General features: G+C 67.4%; 13 protein-coding genes and 2 riboswitches. Of the genes, 6 read left to right on the top strand and 7 right to left on the bottom strand.

Annotated features, from left to right (window positions below):
- On the bottom strand, positions 1–321 hold a 321-nt coding region (locus PL79_RS36340), incomplete at its 3' end, for a hypothetical protein (protein ID WP_207671165.1).
- Here PL79_RS36340 and PL79_RS07250 point away from each other — a divergent pair.
- From PL79_RS07250 to PL79_RS07260, 3 genes are read left to right on the top strand one after another with little or no spacing between them, the layout of a single operon-like run.
- Positions 302–3,505: a YadA-like family protein gene (locus PL79_RS07250; RefSeq protein WP_207671166.1), complete on the top strand. Its 3,204-nt coding sequence runs from the start codon at positions 302–304 to the stop codon at positions 3,503–3,505. The genes PL79_RS36340 and PL79_RS07250 overlap by 20 nt on opposite strands.
- Positions 3,506–3,534: 29 nt before the next feature.
- Entirely contained in the window at positions 3,535–4,680 is a 1,146-nt protein-coding gene (locus PL79_RS07255; protein ID WP_044848694.1) for a DUF2827 family protein, read from the top strand.
- Positions 4,674–5,798 carry a DUF2827 domain-containing protein gene (locus PL79_RS07260; RefSeq protein ID WP_044848695.1) on the top strand — a complete coding sequence of 375 codons (1,125 nt, stop codon included), beginning with the start codon at positions 4,674–4,676 and terminating at the stop codon, positions 5,796–5,798. Before PL79_RS07255 ends, PL79_RS07260 begins: the two co-directional genes overlap by 7 nt.
- Before the next feature lie 251 nt (positions 5,799–6,049).
- On the opposite strand, the gene PL79_RS07270 is transcribed toward PL79_RS07260, so the two are convergent.
- The 6 genes from PL79_RS07270 to PL79_RS07295 all read right to left on the bottom strand — a co-directional run bounded on the left by PL79_RS07270 (position 6,050) and on the right by PL79_RS07295 (position 15,125).
- Entirely contained in the window at positions 6,050–6,961 is a 912-nt protein-coding gene (locus tag PL79_RS07270) for an ABC transporter ATP-binding protein (protein ID WP_044848696.1), read from the bottom strand.
- Between the two features lie 45 nt (positions 6,962–7,006).
- The gene (locus PL79_RS07275) at positions 7,007–7,981 is read right to left on the bottom strand and encodes an ABC transporter permease (protein ID WP_044848741.1); all 975 of its coding nucleotides are present in this window, start codon (positions 7,979–7,981) and stop codon (positions 7,007–7,009) included.
- 65 nt (positions 7,982–8,046) lie between these two features.
- Positions 8,047–10,077, bottom strand: a complete 2,031-nt coding sequence (gene atzF, locus PL79_RS07280) for an allophanate hydrolase (protein WP_044848697.1) — start codon at positions 10,075–10,077, stop codon at positions 8,047–8,049.
- Positions 10,074–13,664, bottom strand: coding sequence for an urea carboxylase (uca, locus tag PL79_RS07285; protein WP_044848698.1), 3,591 nt, complete (start codon positions 13,662–13,664; stop codon positions 10,074–10,076). Before uca ends, atzF begins: the two co-directional genes overlap by 4 nt.
- A gap of 37 nt (positions 13,665–13,701) precedes the next feature.
- Positions 13,702–14,358: an urea amidolyase associated protein UAAP2 gene (locus tag PL79_RS07290; RefSeq protein WP_044848699.1), complete on the bottom strand. Its 657-nt coding sequence runs from the start codon at positions 14,356–14,358 to the stop codon at positions 13,702–13,704.
- Between the two features lie 11 nt (positions 14,359–14,369).
- Positions 14,370–15,125, bottom strand: a complete 756-nt coding sequence (locus PL79_RS07295; protein ID WP_044848700.1) for an urea amidolyase associated protein UAAP1 — start codon at positions 15,123–15,125, stop codon at positions 14,370–14,372.
- A gap of 57 nt (positions 15,126–15,182) precedes the next feature.
- Positions 15,183–15,316: riboswitch (guanidine-I (ykkC/yxkD leader) on the bottom strand.
- Positions 15,317–15,770: 454 nt separating this feature from the next.
- Positions 15,771–15,892, top strand: a riboswitch (guanidine-I (ykkC/yxkD leader).
- Positions 15,893–16,030: 138 nt separating this feature from the next.
- On the opposite strand from PL79_RS07295, the gene PL79_RS07305 reads away from it, so the two are divergent.
- From PL79_RS07305 to PL79_RS07315, 3 genes are all read left to right on the top strand, one after another.
- Positions 16,031–17,053 carry an ABC transporter substrate-binding protein gene (locus tag PL79_RS07305; protein WP_044848702.1) on the top strand — a complete coding sequence of 341 codons (1,023 nt, stop codon included), beginning with the start codon at positions 16,031–16,033 and terminating at the stop codon, positions 17,051–17,053.
- 331 nt (positions 17,054–17,384) lie between these two features.
- Entirely contained in the window at positions 17,385–19,079 is a 1,695-nt protein-coding gene (locus tag PL79_RS07310; protein WP_135800998.1) for a 5-guanidino-2-oxopentanoate decarboxylase, read from the top strand.
- On the top strand, positions 19,076–20,548 hold the full coding sequence (locus PL79_RS07315; protein ID WP_044848703.1) for an aldehyde dehydrogenase family protein: 1,473 nt from the start codon (positions 19,076–19,078) through the stop codon (positions 20,546–20,548). Before PL79_RS07310 ends, PL79_RS07315 begins: the two co-directional genes overlap by 4 nt.
- Positions 20,549–20,661: the final 113 nt, after the last annotated feature.

The following is a 20,661-nucleotide window of genomic DNA, read 5'->3' on the forward strand; positions in this document are numbered from 1 at the left end:
GGCCGCGGCCGGCATCAGCACGGCACAAAGCGGCGTGACCTCCCTGTCGACGAGCCTGACCACGACCAACAGTACCCTCGGGGCACTGTCGACCCAGGAGTCGACCGATGTCGGATCGTTGTCGACCAGCGTGAATACCACCAACAGCAATGTGGCGAGTCTGTCGACGTCGGCTGCCGCCGGCATCAGCACGGCGCAAAGCGGCGTGACCTCGTTGTCGACCGGCCTGAACACGACCAACAGCACCCTCAGTGCACTGTCGACGCAGGAGTCGACCGACGTCGGATCGTTGTCGACCAGCGTGAATACCACCAACAGCAATGTGGCGAGTCTGTCGACGTCGGCCGCGGCCGGCATCAGCACGGCGCAAAGCGGTGTGACCTCGCTGTCGACAGGTCTGAACACGACCAACAGTACCCTCGGGGCACTGTCGACTCAGGAATCGACCGACGTCGGATCGTTGTCGACCAGCGTGAATACCACCAACAGCAATGTGGCGAGTCTGTCGACGTCGGCCGCGGCCGGCATCAGCACCGCGCAAAGCGGCGTGAGCTCGCTGTCGACAGGACTGAACACGACCAACAGCACCCTCGGTGCACTGTCGACCCAGGAGTCGACCGACGTCGGATCGTTGTCGACCAGCTTGAATGCGACCAACGGCAACGTCAGCTCGCTGTCGACAGGTCTGAACACGACCAACAGCACCCTCAGTGCACTGTCGTCCCAGGAGTCGAGCGACGTCGGATCGCTGTCGACCAGCTTGAATACCACCAACAGCAATGTGGCGAGTCTGTCGACGTCGGCTGCCGCCGGTATCAGCACGGCGCAAAGCGGCGTGACTTCCCTGTCGACAGGTCTGAACACGACCAACAGTACCCTCGGGGCACTGTCGACTCAGGAGTCGACCGACGTCGGATCGTTGTCGACCAGCGTGAATACCACCAACAGCAATGTGGCAGCCTGTCGACGTCGGCTGCCGCCGTATCAGCACGGCGCAAAGCGGCGTGACTTCCCTGTCGACAGGTCTGAACACGACCAACAGTACCCTCGGGCACTGTCGACTCAGGAGTCGACCGACGTCGGATCGTTGTCGACCAGCTTGAATGCGACCAACGGCAACGTCAGCTCGTTGTCGACGGGCCTGAGCGCCACGAACAACAACGTGGCGAGTCTGTCGACTTCGGCTGCCGCCGGTATCAGCACGGCACAAAGCGGGGTGACCTCGCTGTCGACAGGTCTGAACACGACCAACAGCACCCTCGGTGCACTGTCGACTCAGGAATCGACCGACGTCGGATCGTTGTCGACCAGCTTGAATGCGACCAACGGCAACGTCAGCTCGTTGTCGACGGGCCTGAGCGCCACGAACAATAACGTGGCGAGTCTGTCGACTTCGGCTGCCGCCGGCATCAGCACGGCGCAAAGCGGCGTGAGCTCGCTGTCGACAGGTCTGAACACGACCAACAGCACCCTCGGTGCACTGTCGACCCAGGAGTCGACCGACGTCGGATCGCTGTCGACCAGCTTGAATGCGACCAACGGCAACGTCAGCTCGCTGTCGACGGGCCTGAGCGCCACGAACAACAACGTGGCGAGTCTGTCGACGTCGGCTGCAGCCGGTATCAGCACGGCGCAAAGCGGCGTGGCCTCGCTGTCGACGGGCCTGAACACCACCAACAGCAACGTGGCGAGCCTGTCGACCTCGACCGCCGCCGGCATCAGCACGGCGCAAAGCGGCGTGACCTCGTTGTCGACGGGCCTGAATACCACCAACAGCAAAGTGGCGAGTCTGTCGACCTCGACCGCGGCCGGCATCAGCACGGCGCAAAGCGGCGTGGCCTCGCTGTCGACGGGACTGAACACAACCAACAGCAAAGTGGCGAGCCTGTCGACCTCGACCGCGGCCGGCATCAGCACGGCGCAAAGCGGCGTAAGCTCGCTGTCGACGGGCCTGAACACCACCAACAGCAATGTGGCAAGCCTGTCGACCTCGGCCGCGGCCGGCATCAGCACCGCGCAAAGCGGCGTGACCTCCCTGTCGACAGGTCTGAACACGACCAACAGCAAAGTGGCAAGCCTGTCGACCTCGACCGCGGCCGGCATCAGCACGGCGCAAAGCGGCGTGACCTCCCTGTCGACGGGCCTGAACACCACCAACAGCAATGTGGCGAGCCTGTCGACGACGGCCGCCGCCGGCATCAGCACGGCGCAAAGCGGTGTGACCTCGCTGTCGACAGGTCTGAACACGACCAACAGCAAAGTGGCGAGCCTGTCGACCTCGACCGCGGCCGGCATCAGCACGGCGCAAAGCGGCGTAAGCTCGCTGTCGACTGGCCTGAACACGACGAACAGCACGGTCGGCTCGCTTTCCACGAGCTTGAACACGACGACCGGCAGGGTCAACTCGCTATCAACGAGTCTGAACACGACCAACAACAACGTATCGAGCCTGTCGACATCGGCATCGACCGGAATCAGCGCGGCAGAGAACGGTGTGACTTCACTCTCCACGAGCCTGAACACGACGAACAGCAATCTGGCGTCGTTGTCGACCTCGTATTCCGGCTCGATTGCCTCCTGGCTCAACAAACTGAACGCGGTCAACAACAGCCTGTCGACGTTGAGCCTTTCCACATCGACCAGCGTGGTTCAGCTCTTCACCGGCGTTGCGTCTCTCTCGACCGGTTTGAACACAACAAACGGCAAGGTGGCGGCGTTGAGTACCACGGTGACATCGCTGTCGACGGGGCTGGCCTCGCTGTCCACGCAGATAAACTCGCAGGGGTCCGGCAAAGTCGCGGTGCAAAGCACGAGTACGTCTACTGCTACCGCGCTCTCGACATCGACCTCGACAAGTGCCAGTACCGCGCAAAGCACCTCATCGACAGGGACGGCTTCGCTATCTACCAGTTCGACCTCGCTCTCGACCAGCACGAAGGCAGTCGTTACCGCGCAAGCAGTTCAGGGCATGTCGGCAAACCCGGTCGCGACAGGCGCCGCAGCACAGGTCGTCAACAGCTCCGCCACGGCAACGGGCACCAACGCGCTCGCCTCGGGGACGAACTCGGTTGCGCTCGGCGCGGGAGCGGTAGCAACAGCGGAGAATTCGGTCGCGCTAGGCGCGAGCTCAATCGCAAGCGAAGCGAACACGGTGTCGGTGGGCTCGCCTGGCAACGAGCGCAGGATTACGAATGTGGCGCCCGGGATGAACCCGACGGACGCGGTCAACATGTCGCAATTGGGAGCCGTGCAGTCGAACGTGAATCAGGTGGCAAGGATGGCCTATTCCGGAATTGCCAGTGCCGCCGCGCTGACGATGATTCCTGAAGTTGATCCCGGGAAGACGCTCTCGTTCGGCATAGGTACCGCCGGCTACCAGGGATATCAGGCGGTGGCCCTTGGTTTTACCGCTCGAATCACGAACAACCTGAAGGTCAAGGGAGGGGTGGCGATCAACGGTGCGGGCGGCAATACGTACGGTGCTGGCGCAGCCTACCAGTGGTAAGCGACGCATACGCACTCGAGTGAACAATCATGCGAATCGGAATTTCGGCTTTCACGCATGCCGGCCAGAACGTCTGGGAAAACGGCCTGGGCCAGAACGTGTTCTATCTGGCCCGCTTGTTGCGCACGTTGCCGTTTGTCGAAGAAGTGTTGCTGCTCAATTGTGGCGATCAGTCACACCTGCCCGATGACGTCGAGCCGGACGATGCCGGCTTTCGGCTGATTGCGCCGCAAGACACAACCGACTTGATCGACGTGGCGATCGAAATGGCGGGCGGGCTCGACGTCAATTGGCTCGACCAATTGCGCTCGAAGGGAAAGAAGGTGGTCTACCACTGCTGCGGACAGCCCTATGCAGCCCTGATCGAGCCAACGATCTTCGGCACGGAGGGCTATGTCTCCCGTTTTGAGCGCTGCGATGAAATCTGGACCTTGCCGAGAGACCGGTGCTTTCACCCAATGCTCGAATCCCTTTACCGATGCCCGGTGTACGACGTGCCCTATTTGTGGGAACCGACATTTCTCGAGCGGCGCGCCACATTGCTGCGCAGGGACCATGCAGTCGAATTCGGATATCGTCCCCAATCTCGCAAGGAATATACGTTTCGCGCACTCAGGGCTGCGGTATTGGAGCCGAATATCTCCGTCACCAAGACATGCAGTATTCCAATGCTGATCTGCGATGCAGCTTTTCGTGCGAACGAGGATGCCGTTGCCGAACTGCATCTGCTCAACACGATTCAGATGAAAGATCATCCGACGTTCGTGCATCTTGCCAACTCCCTGGACCTGACGAAGCGCCGGAAAGTCCGCTTCGAGCAACGGCATGATTTCGCCGGCTACATGAGCCAGTTCGGCGACGCCGTTGTCACGCATCAGTGGCAACAAGATCAGAATACGCTCTATCTGGATGCACTTTACGGCGGATACCCGTTGATCCATAACTCGAAGTGGCTGGGGTCGGCAGGGTACTACTATCCGGACGCGGACATACCGAGCGGCGCATGTCGGCTCATCGAAGCTTCCCGAAACCACGATGAGAATTTCGATTCCTATCGGCGCTCCGCAAGCGAGTTTCTGGCCGCGCTGAGCCCGCTTCACACGATGAATCAGACTGCGTATTCGCGCAGCTTGTTGCGGTTGACATCCGTACGAGATCGGAGGGCGGCATGTTGAATGGTCGGGGGCTCAAGGTAGGGGTGACGCTCTTCGTGCGTTCAGGTCAGCAATCCATGTGGGAAAACGGGATCTTTCAGAACTGTTTCTTCCTGGCCATGCTGCTCGCGAAATCGCCCCTCGTCGAGGCAGTATTCCTGGTCAACGGTGGCGATGGTCGTGCCGAGGATGCACGAGAATTTCTGGCTGATGCGCCGGCGCAGGTGATCGATCTGCAAACGGCGCGCTCGCAGCTTGATGTGATCATCGAGCTGAGCGCGCAGCTCGACCCGCAGTGGGCGCGAGACTTCCGGTCGCGCGGCGGGCGCGTCATCGGCATGCGCGTGGCCAACGATTACGCAATCGATGTCGAGCGCATGATCTTCAATCGCCCTCATGGCATGCTTGTTTCCGGTACCGGATACGACATGATCTGGACATTGCCTGCCTTTGAAAGAACGTGCTCTGCCTATTACGAAGCAGCATTGCGTGCCCCGGTGCGAACCATGCAGCATATCTGGAGTCCGGTGCTCCTCGAACGCGCAGTCGGCCGGAGTGCGCCGACGCAGCCGTTCGGCTATACCCCCGGCCGCTCGCGCTGGCGCCTCGCCATCCTTGAACCCAACCTATGCATGGTGAAGACCAGCCACGTTTCGATGCTGCTTGCGGATGTCGCATATCGTCAGTCGCCCGACATCATCGAGGTGCTGCGTGTATATAACTCGTTTCATCTGAAGAGCGACCCGCTGTTTGTCGGATTCGCGACGAGCCTCGACCTCGTGCGGCACGGGCTTGCTTCATTCGAGGCGCGCTTTCCCACGTATGAAATCATGGCGTTGCAGGCTGACGCGATCATTTCTCACCATTGGGAGAATGGACAGAATTACCTGTACTACGAGGCGCTGTATGGCGGGTACCCGCTTATCCACAATTCGACGCTGCTTGGGGACAGTGGATACCGGTATACGGACTTCGACCCGCAGGACGGCGCTTTGGCGCTACGCCAGGCGTTTGCAGAGCACGATGGGCGGCTCGACGACTACCGGTGTGCCGCGCGTGGTTTCTTGAAGACGCTTGATCCGCATGCAGAGCGCAATGTCGAGCAATACAGCGCGGCGATCGCAGAACTCTATCAGTGATCAAACCTTCAGTTTTTGCTCGAGACGGACGATTTATCGGCCGCTCAGCGCGCTGCGCGAAGCCGGCAAGGCACTCGGCGTGGACCCAGCGATCGTCGATCGCGCTGCCAAGCAACACCGATGGTTCGACTCGCGCCAGGCCTGCTGCGGCGCGTCGTCGAGGCCGGCCTCGCCCACAAAAATGCGGACAGGTCCCGCACCCGCGCCGATGCCTTGCGCGCAGGCCGCGAATGCTGTTCGGCGCATGCCCGCTACTCGACATTGTCCGCGACGTCCGTCATCCGGATCATGTGCGGCTTGACGCCTTCGTCGTCCGCGGCCACCGCTTCCTTCGGATGGATCAGCGCTTCGAGCCGCGCCTTCGTTGCAATGAACTCGGGCGTATTGACCTGCGCATAATCGCGCGGCCGCGGCACCGGCACCTCGATCAGTTCCTGCACGCCGCCCGGGTTCGCCTTCAGCACCAGAATCCGGTCCGCCAGGAAGATCGCCTCGTCGAGGTCGTGCGTGATGAACAGGATCGTCACGTCGATATTGCGCCAGATGTCGAGCAGGTGGGTCTGCATCCGCGCACGCGTCTGCGCGTCGAGCGCGCCGAACGGCTCGTCCATCAGCAGGATCCGCGGGCGGTTCGCGAGCGCGCGGGCAATCGCCACGCGCTGCTTCATCCCGCCCGACAACTGGTGCGGATACACGTCGGCGAAACGCGTCAGCCCGACGAGATCGAGCCACTGCAGCGCCTCGCGCTCGGCCTCGCCGCTGCTGCTGCCGTTCATGCGCAGGCCGAACATCACGTTCTTCTTCACGGTGAGCCACGGAAACAGCGTATAGCCCTGGAACACCATCCCGCGGTCGGCGCCCGGCCCCTGCACGGGCTTGCCGTCCAGCAGCACCTCGCCGCTCGTCTGCGCGTCGAGCCCGGCCAGGATGCGGATCAACGTCGACTTGCCGCAGCCGGACGGGCCGATCACGCACACGAACTCGCGCCGGTGCGTACGGAAGCTGATGTCGTCGAGCGCGACGCACTCGCCCTGCGGCGTCGCGAAACGCTTGCCGACATGGCGCACGTCGAGAATCACGTCGCGGGTTTTCAGCCGCGCGAAGCGCTCGCGCACCGCGTCGGATTGAATCAGGTAATCGGGAACGGTTTGCGGATTCTGCATGATGCCCTCTGCGAAAATCGGTCGATGGATGCGCGTCGACGGGTGTCACGCCTTCAGCGTGCGATCCCACGGAAACAGCTTGCGGCCGAGCAGCCCGAGCACGATGTCGGTGCCGAGGCCGATGATCCCGATCATCAGGATCGCCGCGTATACGTTGTCGAAATGCTGGTAGCGGGCCTGCTGGCTGATGTACCACGTGATGCCCGAACTCGTGCCGACGAGTTCGGCGACGATCAGGTAGGTCCACGCCCAGCCGAGCAGGATCCGCTGGTCGCGATACAGGTCCGGCAGCACGCCCGGAATCACGACGTGCGTGAGCAGCTTCAGCTTCTTCGTGCCGAGCGTCATCGCGGCCTCGAACAACCCGTATTCGAGCTTGCGCGTCGTGTTCGCGATGATCAGCACCTGCTGGAACAGCGTGCCGATCACGATGATCGCGATCTTCGGCGCGTCGTAGATGCCAAGAATCGCGACCATCAGCGCGCCGAACGCCGGCGCCGGCAGGTAGCGGAAGAACTCGAGGAACGGCTCCTGCAGCCGCGCGAGCGCACTGAAGGTGCCGCAGACGATGCCGAGCGGCACGCCGATCGCGGACGAGATCACGAAGCCCCAGAAGATGATCCGGATGCTGTGCCACAGGCTCTCGTGCAGCCACACGCCGTCGCGCGATGCGGGCGGTGTCGTGAACGCCGTGTAGAACGCGCGCAGCACCTGGTGCGGCGCGGGCAGGTAGACCGGGTTCGCGCGCACGCCTTCGGGCACGGCCGCGTGCGTCGCACGCGCATGCGCGAGTTCGTCGTCGAACACGTCGCGATCGATCTGCATGCCGGCCTGGAAATAGTCGACGCTCCCGGGATTCGTGATGCGCATCTGCGGATGCCAGACGAACGGCACATAGCTGATCAGGCACCAGACGGCGCACGGCAGCAGGAACGACGCGAGGCCGAGCGTCCATTTGCCGCGCGTCGTCAGTTCGCGGCGCACGGCCAGCCAGCCGGTCGTGTTGCGGGTCATTGACATGGGAATCTCCGTATCGTTGCGGGTGCCGGTCGCGCGCCGCCCCGGGGCCACGCGCGACCGGGCGTTCATTGCAATGCGCCGTCGGCGGCCTGGGCGCGGTAGGCCCGCCAGCCGCCGAAGCGCGTGATGTCCTGCGCATCGTCGAGCGCCGCGCTTTCGCACAGGAAACCCTGCACCCGCGAACCGTCCGCGAGCGTCAGCGTGCCGATGCCGAGCGGCGCCGCAATCCCGGCGACGAAGCTGCCGTACGCGTCGACCGGCATCTCCCAGATCTCGACCGCGATCGGCGCGCCGCCGTCCGGCACGCGCACGAGGCCCGGCTTGGCGAGGCCGCCGCTGGCCGCCGCGGACAGCGCGTAGAGGCGATAGGCGGCGGCCGTCGTCGTCGCGGCAACGAAACGCGCGCCCCGATCCGTGAGCTGCCCGTTCAGCGGCTCGCCACGCAGATGCGCGCCGACGACGGCCACGCACACGACACCGGACGACGCGTTGGAAGACGCGTTGAACGACGCGTTGGACGACACACCGGACGACACGCCGGACGACACGCCGGACGACACGCCGGACGACACATCGGACGACACACCGGACGACGCGCCAGACGATGCGCCAAACGACACATCGGACGATGCGCCGGACGCAGGCGCCGCCGGCGCTGGCGCCCCGGCATCGCCGACGCCCGCATCGCCGCCCGCGACGGCGCCGTCGACCCACGCCTGCGCGAGATCCAGCAGCCGCGCATCGTCGTGCGCGCGGCCGACGAACGTGATCCCGAATGGCAAGCCCGCATGCCGTCCGCTTTCGCACGTGCCGGCCGGCACCGCGATCGCCGACAGGTCGAGCAGGTTGACGAAGTTCGTGTAGTAGCCGAAGCGCGAGTTGACGCCGATCGGGTCGGCTTCGAGCGCGTCGACGGTCGCGGTCGTCGCCGAGGTCGGCATCACGATCGCATCGAGCCCGCCCCATGCGCGATCGGCCTCGACGCGCAGCATCGCGAGCCGGTCGAATGCCGCGAACGCATCGGCCGCGCTGAAACGCGACGCACCGCCGACGATCTCGCGGATCACCGGATGCAGCGCATCGGGTTCCCGCGCGGCGAATGCGCCGATCGCGGCGAGCCGCTCGGCCACCCACGGGCCTTCGTACAGCAGCCGCGCGGCGGCCAGGAACGGGCCGAAGTCGATCTCGACGACCCGCGCGCCGGTCGCGCGCAGGCGTTCGAGCGCCACGCCCCACGCCGCGCGATACGATTCGTCGCCGAAGAACTCGAGCTGATCGGCACGCGGCACGCCGAAGCGCAACTGCGCGAGCGGCCGCCCCGGATGCGCGCGCAGTCCGCTAGCGCCCGGCAGCGGCTGCCACGCGCGCCCGTACGGATCGCCTTCGGTCACGCCATGCGCGACGTCGAACACGGCCCGCGCATCGGCCGGCGAGTGCGCGAACACCGACACGCAATCGAGCGAGCGGCAGGCCGGCACGACACCGAGCGTACTCACCACGCCGCGGGTCGGCTTGAGCCCGACGAGGCCGTGGAACGCGGCCGGCACGCGCCCGGAGCCGGCCGTGTCGGTGCCGAGCGAGAACGTCGCGACGCCGAGCGCGACCGCCACCGCCGACCCGGAACTCGACCCGCCCGACGCATAGCGCGGATCGAGCGCATTGCGGCACGCGCCGTAAGGCGAGCGCTGCCCCGAGAGCCCGGTCGCGAACTGGTCGAGATTGGTCTTGCCGACGGGAATCGCGCCGGCCGCGATCAGCCGCTCGACGACGGGCGCGCTGCGTGCGGGCGTGTACGCATAAGCCGGACAGGCCGCCGTCGTCGGGATGCCCGCGAGGTCGATGTTGTCCTTGATCGCGAACGGCACGCCGTACAGCGGCAGCGTCGCGATGTCGCGCCCGGCGAGCGCGTCGGCATACCGCGTCATCTCCGCGCGCGACAGCGGCCGGATCCACGCGTGATGCGGGTCGCCCGCGTCCAAATGCGCGGCGATCGCGTCGACGAGCGCATGCGGCGTCAGGTCGCCCGCTTCATAGCGCGCGCGCAGCGCGGCAATCGAGCGCAGCCCGGGCAGGAGGGAGCGTTCCGTCGTGTTCATGCGACCTCCTCGGCAGCACCCGCCTTCATCACCATCAGCCGCTGGCCGGCCACCACCGCCGCGCCCGGCGCGCAATCGATCGTCTCGATCGTGCCGTCTTCCGTTGCCGTCACCGCCACCTCCATCTTCATCGACTCGACGATCGCGACGACCTGTCCTTCGGTCACGCGCTCGCCCGCTTCGACCAGCACCTTCCACACGCTGCCCGACACGTCCGCGGCAATCGCCCGCTGCGTGTCGTCGAGCGCGCCCGCCGCGCGCGCCGCCTGCCCGTCGCCCGGCTCCGCTTCGCCGACGTATTCCGCCTGCCCGGCCGCGCGCCATCGCTCGCGCTCGGCTTCGAACGCGGTTTGCTGCGCGGCCTTGAACGTCGCGATCGACTCGGCCTCGTCGCGCAGGAAGCGGTTGTATGCGCCCAGATCGAACACGGATTCCTCGATCCTCAGCGCCGCGCGGCCCGCGATGAAATCCGCGCGCAGTGCGGTCAGCTCGGCTTCGCTGACTTCGTAGAAGCGGATCTCGTCGAAGAAGCGCAGCAGCCACGGCTTGCCGGTTTCGAATTCGCGCGTGGTGCGGTGGCGGTTCCACATCTGCACGGTCCGGCCGACGAACTGGTAACCGCCGGGCCCTTCCATCCCGTACACGCACAGATACGCGCCGCCGATGCCGACCGCGTTCTCCGGCGTCCAGGTGCGCGCGGGGTTGTACTTCGTGGTCACCAGCCGGTGCCGCGGATCGATCGGCGTCGCGACCGGCGCGCCGAGATAGACGTCGCCGAGCCCCATCACCAGATAGCGCGCGTCGAACACGATGCGCTTGACGTCGTCGATGCTCGCCAGCCCGTTGATGCGCCGGATGAACTCGATATTGCTCGGGCACCACGGCGCATCGGGCCGCACCGACTGCATGTAGCGCTCGATCGCGATGCGCGTCGACGGGTCGTCCCACGACAGCGGCAGATGCACGATGCGGTTCGGCACGCGCATGTCGGCCACGTCGGGCAGTTCGCGCTCGGCTGCCTGCAGATGCGCGAGCAGCGTGGCGAGCGGCAGCGTCCGCGCGTCGAACTGCACCTGCAGCGAACGAATCCCCGGCGTCAGGTCGAGCATGCCGGGCAGCCGGTGCGCGTCGAGCCAGCACATCAGCGCATGCACGCGAAAGCGCAGGTTCAGGTCGAGCACGAGCGGCCCGTATTCGACCAGCACGTTGCGATCGCCGGAGCGCCGGTACACCACGCCGATGCCGCCGCCGGCCGCCGGATCGCGATGCAGCACGCAATCGTCCGGCGCGCCGGCGCAAGCCGCAGGCACGACCGCGGCAGCGGCAGGCGCGGGCGACACGCGGGCGCGCACGAACTGCACGGTGTCGCCCGGCCGCAACTGCCCGAGCTTCCACAACTCGTCGCGCACGACCGTCACCGGGCACACGAAGCCGCCCAGGCTCGGGCCGTCGGGGCCCAGGATCACCGGCATGTCGCCGGTGAAATCGACCGCACCGATCGCATACGCGTTGTCGTGGATGTTCGACGGATGCAGGCCCGCCTCGCCGCCGTCCACCCGCGCCCATTGCGGCTTCGGGCCGATCAGCCGCACGCCGGTGCGGCTGGAGTTGTAGTGGACCGTCCACTGCGTGCCGTAGAGCATCGCGATGTCGTCGGGCGTGAAGAAGTCCGGCGCGCCGTGCGGACCGTCGAGCACGCCGAGCGTCCATGCGTGCGTCAGCGCGGGAACCTCGGTCGCGGCCAGCGTCGCGCCCGCGTCGCCGCGCCCCGCGTCCGCGTGCAGATGCAGCACGTCGCCCTTGCGCAGCGCGCGCCCCGCGTGACCGCCGAACTGGCCGAGCGTGAAGGTCGCCTTGCTGCCGAGATAGTCGGGCACCTGCAGCCCGCCCTTCACGGCCAGGCAGGCGCGCACGCCCGCGCCAGTCACGCCGCCGAGCTTGAGCACCGCGCCGGGCCGCGCGCGCAGCACCTGCCAGAACGGCGCGGGCTCGCCGTCGAGCGTGGCCGCGAGCGGCGCGCCGCCGAGCACGAACAGCGTCGCCGTGTTGAAGCGCAGCGTCGCGCCGACCATCGTGAATTCCAGCCCGGCCGCGTCGCGCGCGTTGCCGAGCAGCGCGTTCGCGAGGTCGAACGCGCGATCGTCCATCGGCCCGGACGGCGGCACGCCGACGCTCCAGTAGCCGACCCGCCCGGGGGCCTGCTGCACGGTGGTCTGCACGCCGCCGTCGAGCACGTCGATCGTGTGCGGCGCGAACGCGAAGCGCGACAGGAATGCCGTCGTCGGCGCGCCGCGCGCGAACGTGTCCGAGCCGGCGATCGCGCGCAGGTAGTCGAGGTTGGCCTCGATCCCGTACAGCTCGGTACGCGCGAGCGCGGCCTGCAATGCGGCCAGCGCGTCGCGCCGCGTATCGCCGCGCACGATCAGCTTCGCGAGCAGCGGATCGTAATGCGCGCTGATCTCGGTGCCCGCCTCGATCCAGCCGTCGACGCGCACGTCGTCCGGAAACGCGACGTGCGTGAGCAGGCCGGCGCTCGGCAGGAACTGCTTGTGCGGATCCTCCGCATACAGCCGCACCTGGATGCTCGCGCCGCGCGGCGCGACCGCGAGCGTGTCGAGCGGCGGCAGGTCGCCTTCGGCCTGCAGGATCATCCACTCCACGAGATCGACGCCCGTCACCGCTTCGGTCACGCAATGCTCGACCTGCAGGCGCGTATTCACCTCGAGGAAATAGAACTGGCGCGCGTTCGCGTCGAACACGAATTCGACGGTGCCGGCCGATGCGTAGCCGACCGCGCGGGCGAGCCGCACCGCGCTCGCGTGCAGCGCGTCGCGCTCGGCATCGGTCAGGTCCGGCGCGGGCGTTTCCTCGATCACCTTCTGGTTGCGGCGCTGCACCGAGCAATCGCGTTCGCCGAGCGCGATCGCGCCGCCCCGGCCGTCGCCGAAGATCTGCACTTCGATGTGCCGCGCGTGTTCGACGAACTTCTCGAGATAGACGCCCGCATGCGCGAAGTTCGCGTTGCCGAGCCGCACGACGGATTCGAACGCTGCCTCGAGCTGCGCGGCATCGCGGCAGAGCGACATGCCGATCCCGCCGCCGCCCGCAGTGCTTTTCAGCATCACCGGATAGCCGATCGCGCCGGCTTCGGCGAGCGCCGTCGCCACGTCGTCGAGCAGGCCCGTGCCCGGCAACAGCGCGACGCCCTGTGCGGCGGCGAGCGCGCGCGCGGTGTGCTTGAGGCCGAACGCGCGCATGTGATCGCCGCGCGGGCCGATGAAGCGCAGGCCCGCCGCTTCGCATGCATCGGCGAAGCCCGCATGCTCGGACAGGAAGCCGTAGCCGGGATGCACGGCCTGCGCGCCGGTCTCGCGCGCGGCGGCGAGGATCGCCGCGACGTTCAGGTAGCTGTCGGCCGCAGGCGCCGGCCCGACCCGCACGGCTTCGTCGGCGAGCGCCACGTGACGCGCGTCGCGATCGGCGTCCGAATAGATCGCGACCGACGCGATGCCGAGCCGCTTCAGCGTGCGGATCACGCGGCATGCGATTTCGCCGCGGTTCGCGACGAGGACTTTGGCGAATCTCATGCGGCCTCCCGCGAACGATGGCGAGCGTGGGCGTGGTTCATTCGGCCTCCCAGATCGTGAGGCGCACGGGCGTCGGGTTGTAGCCGTTGCACGGGTTGTTGAGCTGCGGGCAGTTCGAGATCAGCACCGTGACGTCCATCTCCGCGCGCATCTCGACGTACTTGCCGGGCGCGGAAATGCCGTCCTCGAACGTGAGCCCGCCGAGCGGCGTGACGGGCACGTTCATGAAGAAGTTGACGTTGCCGACGAGGTCGCGCTTGCCGAGCCGCGCACCCGCGCCGCACGTGCAGTGCGCGATCGCGTTGAGGAAGCTGTCGCGGCAGTTGTGCATGTAGCGCTTGTCGAGCGCATAGCGCACGGTGTTGCTCTCGGCCGCGCACGCGCCACCGAGCGTGTCGTGGCGCCCGCACGTGTCGGCGACGATCGTCACCATCGGATTGCCCCGGCTGGACAGCAGCACGCTGCCCGCGCTCAGGTACAGGTTGCGCTGCGCGCGAATCGTGTCCTGCGCGCTGTAGCGCTCCTCAGTGTCGTCGGTGCGGTAGAACAGCGTGTCGACCGCCTGGTTGCCTTCCAGGTCGAGGATGCGGAAGACCTGGCCGCGTTTCAGGTCGTGCAGCCACGGTTCGCCCGCGTTCAGCGTGGTGTCGTGGATCGCGTCGCGCGGGTCGAGACGGCTTTCGATGATCGGCATGGTCCGGCTCCTTACGCGAACAGGCGGTCGGTGTTGGTGAAGCCGCGCATGTTTTCGGCGCACGCGCGCCGGCACGGGTCGTCCTCGGGCGCGGCGCCGTCCGCGGGATACGCGCGGTACGCGATCAGCTTCACGGGCTTCGGCGCATAGTCCGGACGCGGATCGAGCGGATGCGGCGCGGTCGAGAACGCCGCGAGCGTGTTCATCTCGAAGCGCAGGTCGAGCGCGCTGCCGGCCGGCGAATGTCCGGCGACGAAATCGAGCGTGCCGTCGTCGCGCGTGTCGAGCCGGCTGAAGAAGTTGACGTTCGCGGCAAGATCGCGCGCCGACAATCCGTGTTTCGCGAGCTCGAGCACGAGGCTGTCGCGGCCGTTGCGGATCATCGCGTTGCGATCGGCCTGGTACGAGCTCGTACCGTACTTGTGCGCGAACAAGCGCGCATCGCCGACGCCGCCGAGCGGGTCGTGCCAGCCGAGCGTGTCGGCCGTAATCGACGCGATCACGCGCCCCATGTCCGTGTACAGCGCATGACCGCGCGTGAGATGCGCGGTGTGCTGCGCCTTCAGCGTATCGGCCATGTTGTAGCGTTCGAGCGGGTCTTCCTGGCGATGAAACACGGCGGACAGGTTCGCGCCGCCGTCGACGTCGACGACGCGCAGCGCGAGGCCGCGGCGCAGGATGCCGGACCAGTGGGTGCCTGCGGGAATCAGCGTTTCCCACACGACGTGCGGCGGCGGGGCAAGGAGGGCTTGGGGGCTCGGCGACATGGCGGCTCCGTGGAGGGTTGGACAAAAGGCGTGAGAGGGCGACCGAACGACATCGCGACCTCCCGGGCTTTTATCCCTCCGTGGAGCCTCGCCGTTTCCTCGAATCGAGGCGAAGGCAAGACCGGATTGCTCTCGGACCAGTCATCGCGCGGCGCGAACGCCGCACGACCGGAACCCTAGCGATCCTGAAGATGATGCAAATTGCTTCGCACCTCTCGAGCGTCTATCAAGCGAGTTGCGTGCCAGCCGCCGTGCAACGACCACACGACGACCGCGCAACGACCGCACGACGCGGCACGACGGCGCGACGACCCGCGGCATGCACGAATCGGCGGCGGCGGCTTGCCCTCGCAGCGGGCGTGCGGCGCACCATGCGCATGCGATCGCGCACCGGCGCAGTGCGGAGCGTGCGCACCTGCGCCGCGCGTTCGGCAATGGCATGGGCATTGCTGAACGGATGCATCGTCACTCGATATCTCACGCGTCATGAACAAGCTCGACCTGCTCCGGCGCGCATTGAGCGCGCTGTTCTCCGCCCGCTTCATCGAACTTCAGCGCGCCGCGCGGCGCCGTTGAATCGCGTGACCACGTGCCATTGGCACGCTTCTCGCTCGGCATGACGCCGAGAGGTGCGGCAGCGTCGCATCTTAGGGGTGCTAGGGTTCCGGTTCATCGAACGTCTGGTCCGAGAGCAGCCCGGCGCGGGTGCGTCCGATCGCGAGACCGGACGCACCCGCGCTACACGGCGGGACAAAAGCCCGGGAGATTGGCGATGGCAACGGCCGTCGCGCCTCTCCGTGGCCGCTTCGTTCGTTCCGCATCCGCAGGAACCGGCCACGCGGCCGGACCGCGCACAGGCGCGGTCCGAATCGACGATCCCGATCCCGGTCTCCTGGAGAACAACGATGACCCGTCCCGCCCTGGCGTTCCGCCGCCTGCCGTCCCTCCGTTTCGTCCGTCATGTATTGGGGGCCGCCGTCACGGCCGCCGCGCTGTTGACGGCGCCCGCCGTGCACGCGGCCGCGCCGCTGAAGATCGGCTACAGCGACTGGCCCGGCTGGGTCGCGTTCCAGGTCGCGCTCGACAAGGGCTGGTTCAAGGAAGCCGGCGTCGACGTCGACTTCGAATGGTTCGATTATTCGGCGTCGCTCGACGCGTTTTCCGCGGGCAAGCTCGACGCGGTCGCGGCGACCAACGGCGATGCGCTCGTCACCGGCGCGGCCGGCGCGAAGAACGTGATGATCCTGCTGACCGACTATTCGGCCGGCAACGACATGATCGTCGCGAAGCCGCCGCTGCGCACCGTCGAAGGCCTGAAGGGCAAGAAGGTCGGCGTCGAGCTCGGCCTGGTCGATCACCTGCTGCTCGAAACCGCGCTGCAGAAGCACGGGCTCAAGGACGGCGACGTCACGCTCGTGAACGCGAAAACCAACGAACTGCCGCAGGTGCTCGGCTCGTCGTCCGACATCGCCGCGGTGGCCGCCTGGCAGCCGAACGCGGGCGAGGCACTGAAGCGCGCACCGGGCGCACGGGCGATCTTCACGTCGGCGGATGCGCCGGGGCTGATCTACGATGCGATCACGGTCGCGCCGGCGAGCCTCGCCGCACGCCGGGCCGACTGGGCGAAGGTGGTCAAGGTCTGGTACCGCTGCGTCGCGTACATCAACGACCCGAAGACGCAGGCCGACGCGGTCAGGATCATGTCCGCGCGTGTCGGGCTCGCGCCGGAACAATACCTTCCGCTGCTGAAGGGCACGCACCTGCTCGACGAGGCTGCCGCGAAGCGTGCGTTCCGCAAGGGCGACGGGCTCGATTCGATCTATGGCTCGACGCGCAACGCGAATGCGTTCAACGTGCGTAACGCCGTGTACAAACAGTCGCAGGACGTCGACGCGTATATCGATCCGCGCTTCACCGCGCCGCACTGACCGTCGCGGGTTCGCTTGCAGGCCGGGCCGGGCATGCCGGTGGCGGGTCCGGCCCGCTGACCACGGACATCCGGGCACGCTCGTGCCCGATGGAGATCGAAGCAGCAGGACGCGGGAATCGTGCGCGGGCCGAACGGTTCCCGCGCATGCCGACCGCTCGCCGCGGCAAGCGTCCGGCCGTCGGCAAGCCGCGACGCCGCCATGCACGGCGCTCATGCGCTGCATGAAAACTAATCGATTGTTGGCAGCGCCGATCGACCCCGACAATCCGCTTCATGCCCGTTGCTTGCGGTACGGGCCACTCCCCCTCCCAATCGGCACGTCACGATCCATGAACCATCCCGCCCCTGTCTCCTGCATTGCCGAGGCCTGCGCGGCCACGGCCGCTCCGTTCCATGCGCGCCCCCGCACCTGCGGCGAAGCGCTCGTCGATCTCCTCGAACGCCAGGGTGTCGAATGCGTGTTCGGCATTCCCGGCGTGCATACCGTCGAGCTCTATCGCGGCCTCGCGGCATCGTCGATCCGTCATGTGACGCCGCGCCACGAACAGGGGGCCGGATTCATGGCCGACGGCTATGCCCGCGTCACGGGCCGGCCGGGGGTCTGCTTCATCATCACCGGGCCGGGGATGACCAATATCGCGACCGCGATGGCACAGGCCTACGCGGATTCGATTCCGATGCTCGTGATCTCGAGCGTCAACGCGCGGCGCGAACTCGGCAGCGGCGACGGCCGCCTGCACGAGCTGCCGTCGCAGCGCGACGTGTTCGCGGGGCTCACCGCGTTCTCGCACACGCTGCTCGACGCGGCCGACCTGCCGCAGGTCCTCGCGCGCGCCTTCGCGGTGTTCGAAAGCGCGCGTCCGCGCCCCGTGCATATCGAGATCCCGCTCGACGTGATCGTGATGCCGGCGCCCGCGCTGCCCGCCACGCCGCTCGCGCTGCCCGCGCGCCCCGCGCCGGATGCGAACGCGCTCGCGGCAGCCGCCGACCTGCTCGCGCAGGCCCGGCGGCCATTGATCCTGGCCGGCGGCGGCGCGATCCACGCCGCGACGGAACTGCGCGAACTCGCCGAACGCCTGCACGCGCCCGTCGCGCTGACGATCAACGCGAAGGGCCTGCTGCCGGCCGGCCACCCGTTGCTGATCGGCTCCACCCAGTCGCTGCCGGCCACGCGCGCGGCGATCCGCGAGGCCGACGTGGTGCTCGCGGTCGGCACCGAACTCGGCGAAACGGATTACGACGTCACGTTCGACGGCGGCTTCGCGATCGACGGCCGGCTGATCCGCATCGACATCGACGCGCAACAGCTGATGCGCAACGCGCGCGCCGAAATCGCCATCGCCGGCGATGCACGGCTGGCGCTCGGCGCGCTGTCGACCCGCGTGCACGAACGGCCGGCGCCGGCACCCGAGCCCGGCTGGGGCGCGCCGCGGGTGGCCGCCGTGCGCGCCGCGATCGCGGCCGGCCACGACGACGCCGCGCGTGCCCAGGCACGGCTGATCGAGACCATCGTCACCGCACTGCCCGGCGCGATCATCGCCGGCGATTCGACGAGCCCCGTCTACGTCGGCAATTTCACGCACGATGCGCCGGCACCGCGCAGCTGGTTCAACTCGTCGACCGGCTACGGCACGCTCGGCTACGGGCTGCCCGCCGCGATCGGCGCAAAGCTCGCCGCACCTGCGCGGCCCGTGGTGTGCCTGATCGGCGACGGCGGCCTGCAATTCACGCTGCCGGAGCTCGCGAGCGCGGTCGAGGCTCGCGTGCCGGTGATCGTGATCGTCTGGAACAACCGCGGTTACGGCGAGATCCGCAAATACATGGTCGAGCGCGACATCACGCCGGTCGGCGTCGATCCGTATACGCCCGATTTCCAGACGCTCGCACGCGGCTTCGGCTGCGCGGCGCAGGCGGCCGCGACGCCCGACGCGCTGGCCGACGCGCTGCGCGATGCGACGGCACGCCCGATGCCGACCGTGATCGAAATCGACGAGGCAACCTGGTTCGGTCAGGTGCGGCCATGAGCACGACGCCCGATCTCGCGTTCGATCCGCCGCTGCACACGCGCCATTTCATCGACGGTACGTGGCGCACGAGCTTCGGCGGCGCGACGCTACCCGTCGTCGACCCGTCGACGGAAATGGTCATCGCCGAGGTCAGCGCAGGCGACGACGCCGACGTCGAGCATGCCGTGCAAGCCGCCTCGCGCGCGTTTCGCGACTGGAAACGCACGACGGGCGCCACGCGCGCGGCGCTGCTGCGTGCCATCGCGCGCGGCGTCGACGCACGGCGCACGCGGCTCGCGACACTGCAGTCGCTCAACAACGGCAAGCCGTTCGCCGAAGCCGAGATCGACGTCGCCGACGTGATCGCCACCTTCGACTACTACGCGGGCCTCGCGGAGGCCCTCGACACCGACGGCGAAACCGAGATCGCGCTGCCCGGCGGCGACCATCGCGCGTGGATCCGGCGCGAACCGGCCGGCGTCGCCGCGCTGATCGTGCCGTGGAATTTCCCGATGGTCACGACCGCATGGAAGCTCGCGCCCGCGCTCGCCGCCGGCTGCACCGTCGTGCTGAAGCCGTCCGAGATCACGCCGCTGCCCGAGCTCGAACTCGCCGCGATCGTCGCCGAAGCGGGCCTGCCGCCCGGCGTGCTGAACGTCGTGACGGGCACCGGCCACGAGGTCGGTGCCCGGCTGTGCGCGCATCCGCTCGTCGCGAAGGTGTCGTTTACCGGCAGCACGGCAGTCGGCGCGCAGGTCATGAAGACGGCCGCGGACACGATCAAGGGCGTCGGTCTCGAACTCGGCGGCAAATCGTCGATCGTCGTGTTCGACGACGCCGACCTCGATCACGCGGTCGACCTGATCGCGGGCGGCGGCCTGTTCAACGCCGGGCAGATGTGTTCGGCGACCTCGCGCGTGCTCGTGGCCGCCCCGCTCGCCGACGACCTGATCGCGCGCCTCGCGCGACGGATCGAGACGACCGTCGTCGGCCCGCCGTTCGCACCCGGCGTGCAGATGGGCCCGCTGACGAACCGCGCGCAATACGAACGCGTGAAGCGCCACATCGCACAGGGCCGCGCCGACGGCGCGCGGCTCGTGACGGGCGGCGACGCGCTCGCCGGCCCCGGCTACTTCATCCGGCCCGCGCTGTTCGCCGACGTGCCGGCCGGCTGCGCGCTATGGCGCGACGAAATTTTCGGGCCGGTGCTGTGCGTGCGCGCGTTCGACGCCGAGGACGACGCGATCGCGGCCGCCAACGATACCGAATACGGGCTCGTCGCAACCGTCGTCACGCGCGACGCCGCGCGCGGCAGGCGGGTCGCCAATGCGCTCGAGGCGGGCGTCGTGTGGATCAACACACCGCAACTGATCTATCCGCAAACCTCATGGGGCGGCTACAAGCGCAGCAGCGTCGGGCGCGAGCTCGGCCCGTTCGGGCTGGCCGCCTTCCAGGAGATCAAGCAGGTCATGACGGCGGCCCGCTGAGGCTGGCGACCCATGCGTTTATGTCATGGCGCGCATGCGGATATTTCGTTTGTTGCGGAAATTTGACCTCCCTACAGTTCATCCACACCCCGCGCCGCCTTTCGGCGACCGGC

Origin of the sequence: Burkholderia sp. USMB20 (assembly GCF_000949135.2) — a bacterium.
Lineage (GTDB): Bacteria > Pseudomonadota > Gammaproteobacteria > Burkholderiales > Burkholderiaceae > Burkholderia.

Coding starts and splice junctions, on each gene's coding strand:
- PL79_RS07270 (WP_044848696.1), bottom strand. CDS start 6,961: ATGCAGAATCCGCAAACCGTTCCCGATTACCTGATTCAATCCGACGCG.
- PL79_RS07310 (WP_135800998.1), top strand. CDS start 17,385: ATGAACCATCCCGCCCCTGTCTCCTGCATTGCCGAGGCCTGCGCGGCC.
- PL79_RS07305 (WP_044848702.1), top strand. CDS start 16,031: ATGACCCGTCCCGCCCTGGCGTTCCGCCGCCTGCCGTCCCTCCGTTTC.
- PL79_RS07290 (WP_044848699.1), bottom strand. CDS start 14,358: ATGCCGATCATCGAAAGCCGTCTCGACCCGCGCGACGCGATCCACGAC.
- atzF (WP_044848697.1), bottom strand. CDS start 10,077: ATGAACACGACGGAACGCTCCCTCCTGCCCGGGCTGCGCTCGATTGCC.
- PL79_RS07315 (WP_044848703.1), top strand. CDS start 19,076: ATGAGCACGACGCCCGATCTCGCGTTCGATCCGCCGCTGCACACGCGC.
- PL79_RS07295 (WP_044848700.1), bottom strand. CDS start 15,125: ATGTCGCCGAGCCCCCAAGCCCTCCTTGCCCCGCCGCCGCACGTCGTG.
- PL79_RS07275 (WP_044848741.1), bottom strand. CDS start 7,981: ATGTCAATGACCCGCAACACGACCGGCTGGCTGGCCGTGCGCCGCGAA.
- PL79_RS07255 (WP_044848694.1), top strand. CDS start 3,535: ATGCGAATCGGAATTTCGGCTTTCACGCATGCCGGCCAGAACGTCTGG.
- uca (WP_044848698.1), bottom strand. CDS start 13,664: ATGAGATTCGCCAAAGTCCTCGTCGCGAACCGCGGCGAAATCGCATGC.
- PL79_RS07260 (WP_044848695.1), top strand. CDS start 4,674: ATGTTGAATGGTCGGGGGCTCAAGGTAGGGGTGACGCTCTTCGTGCGT.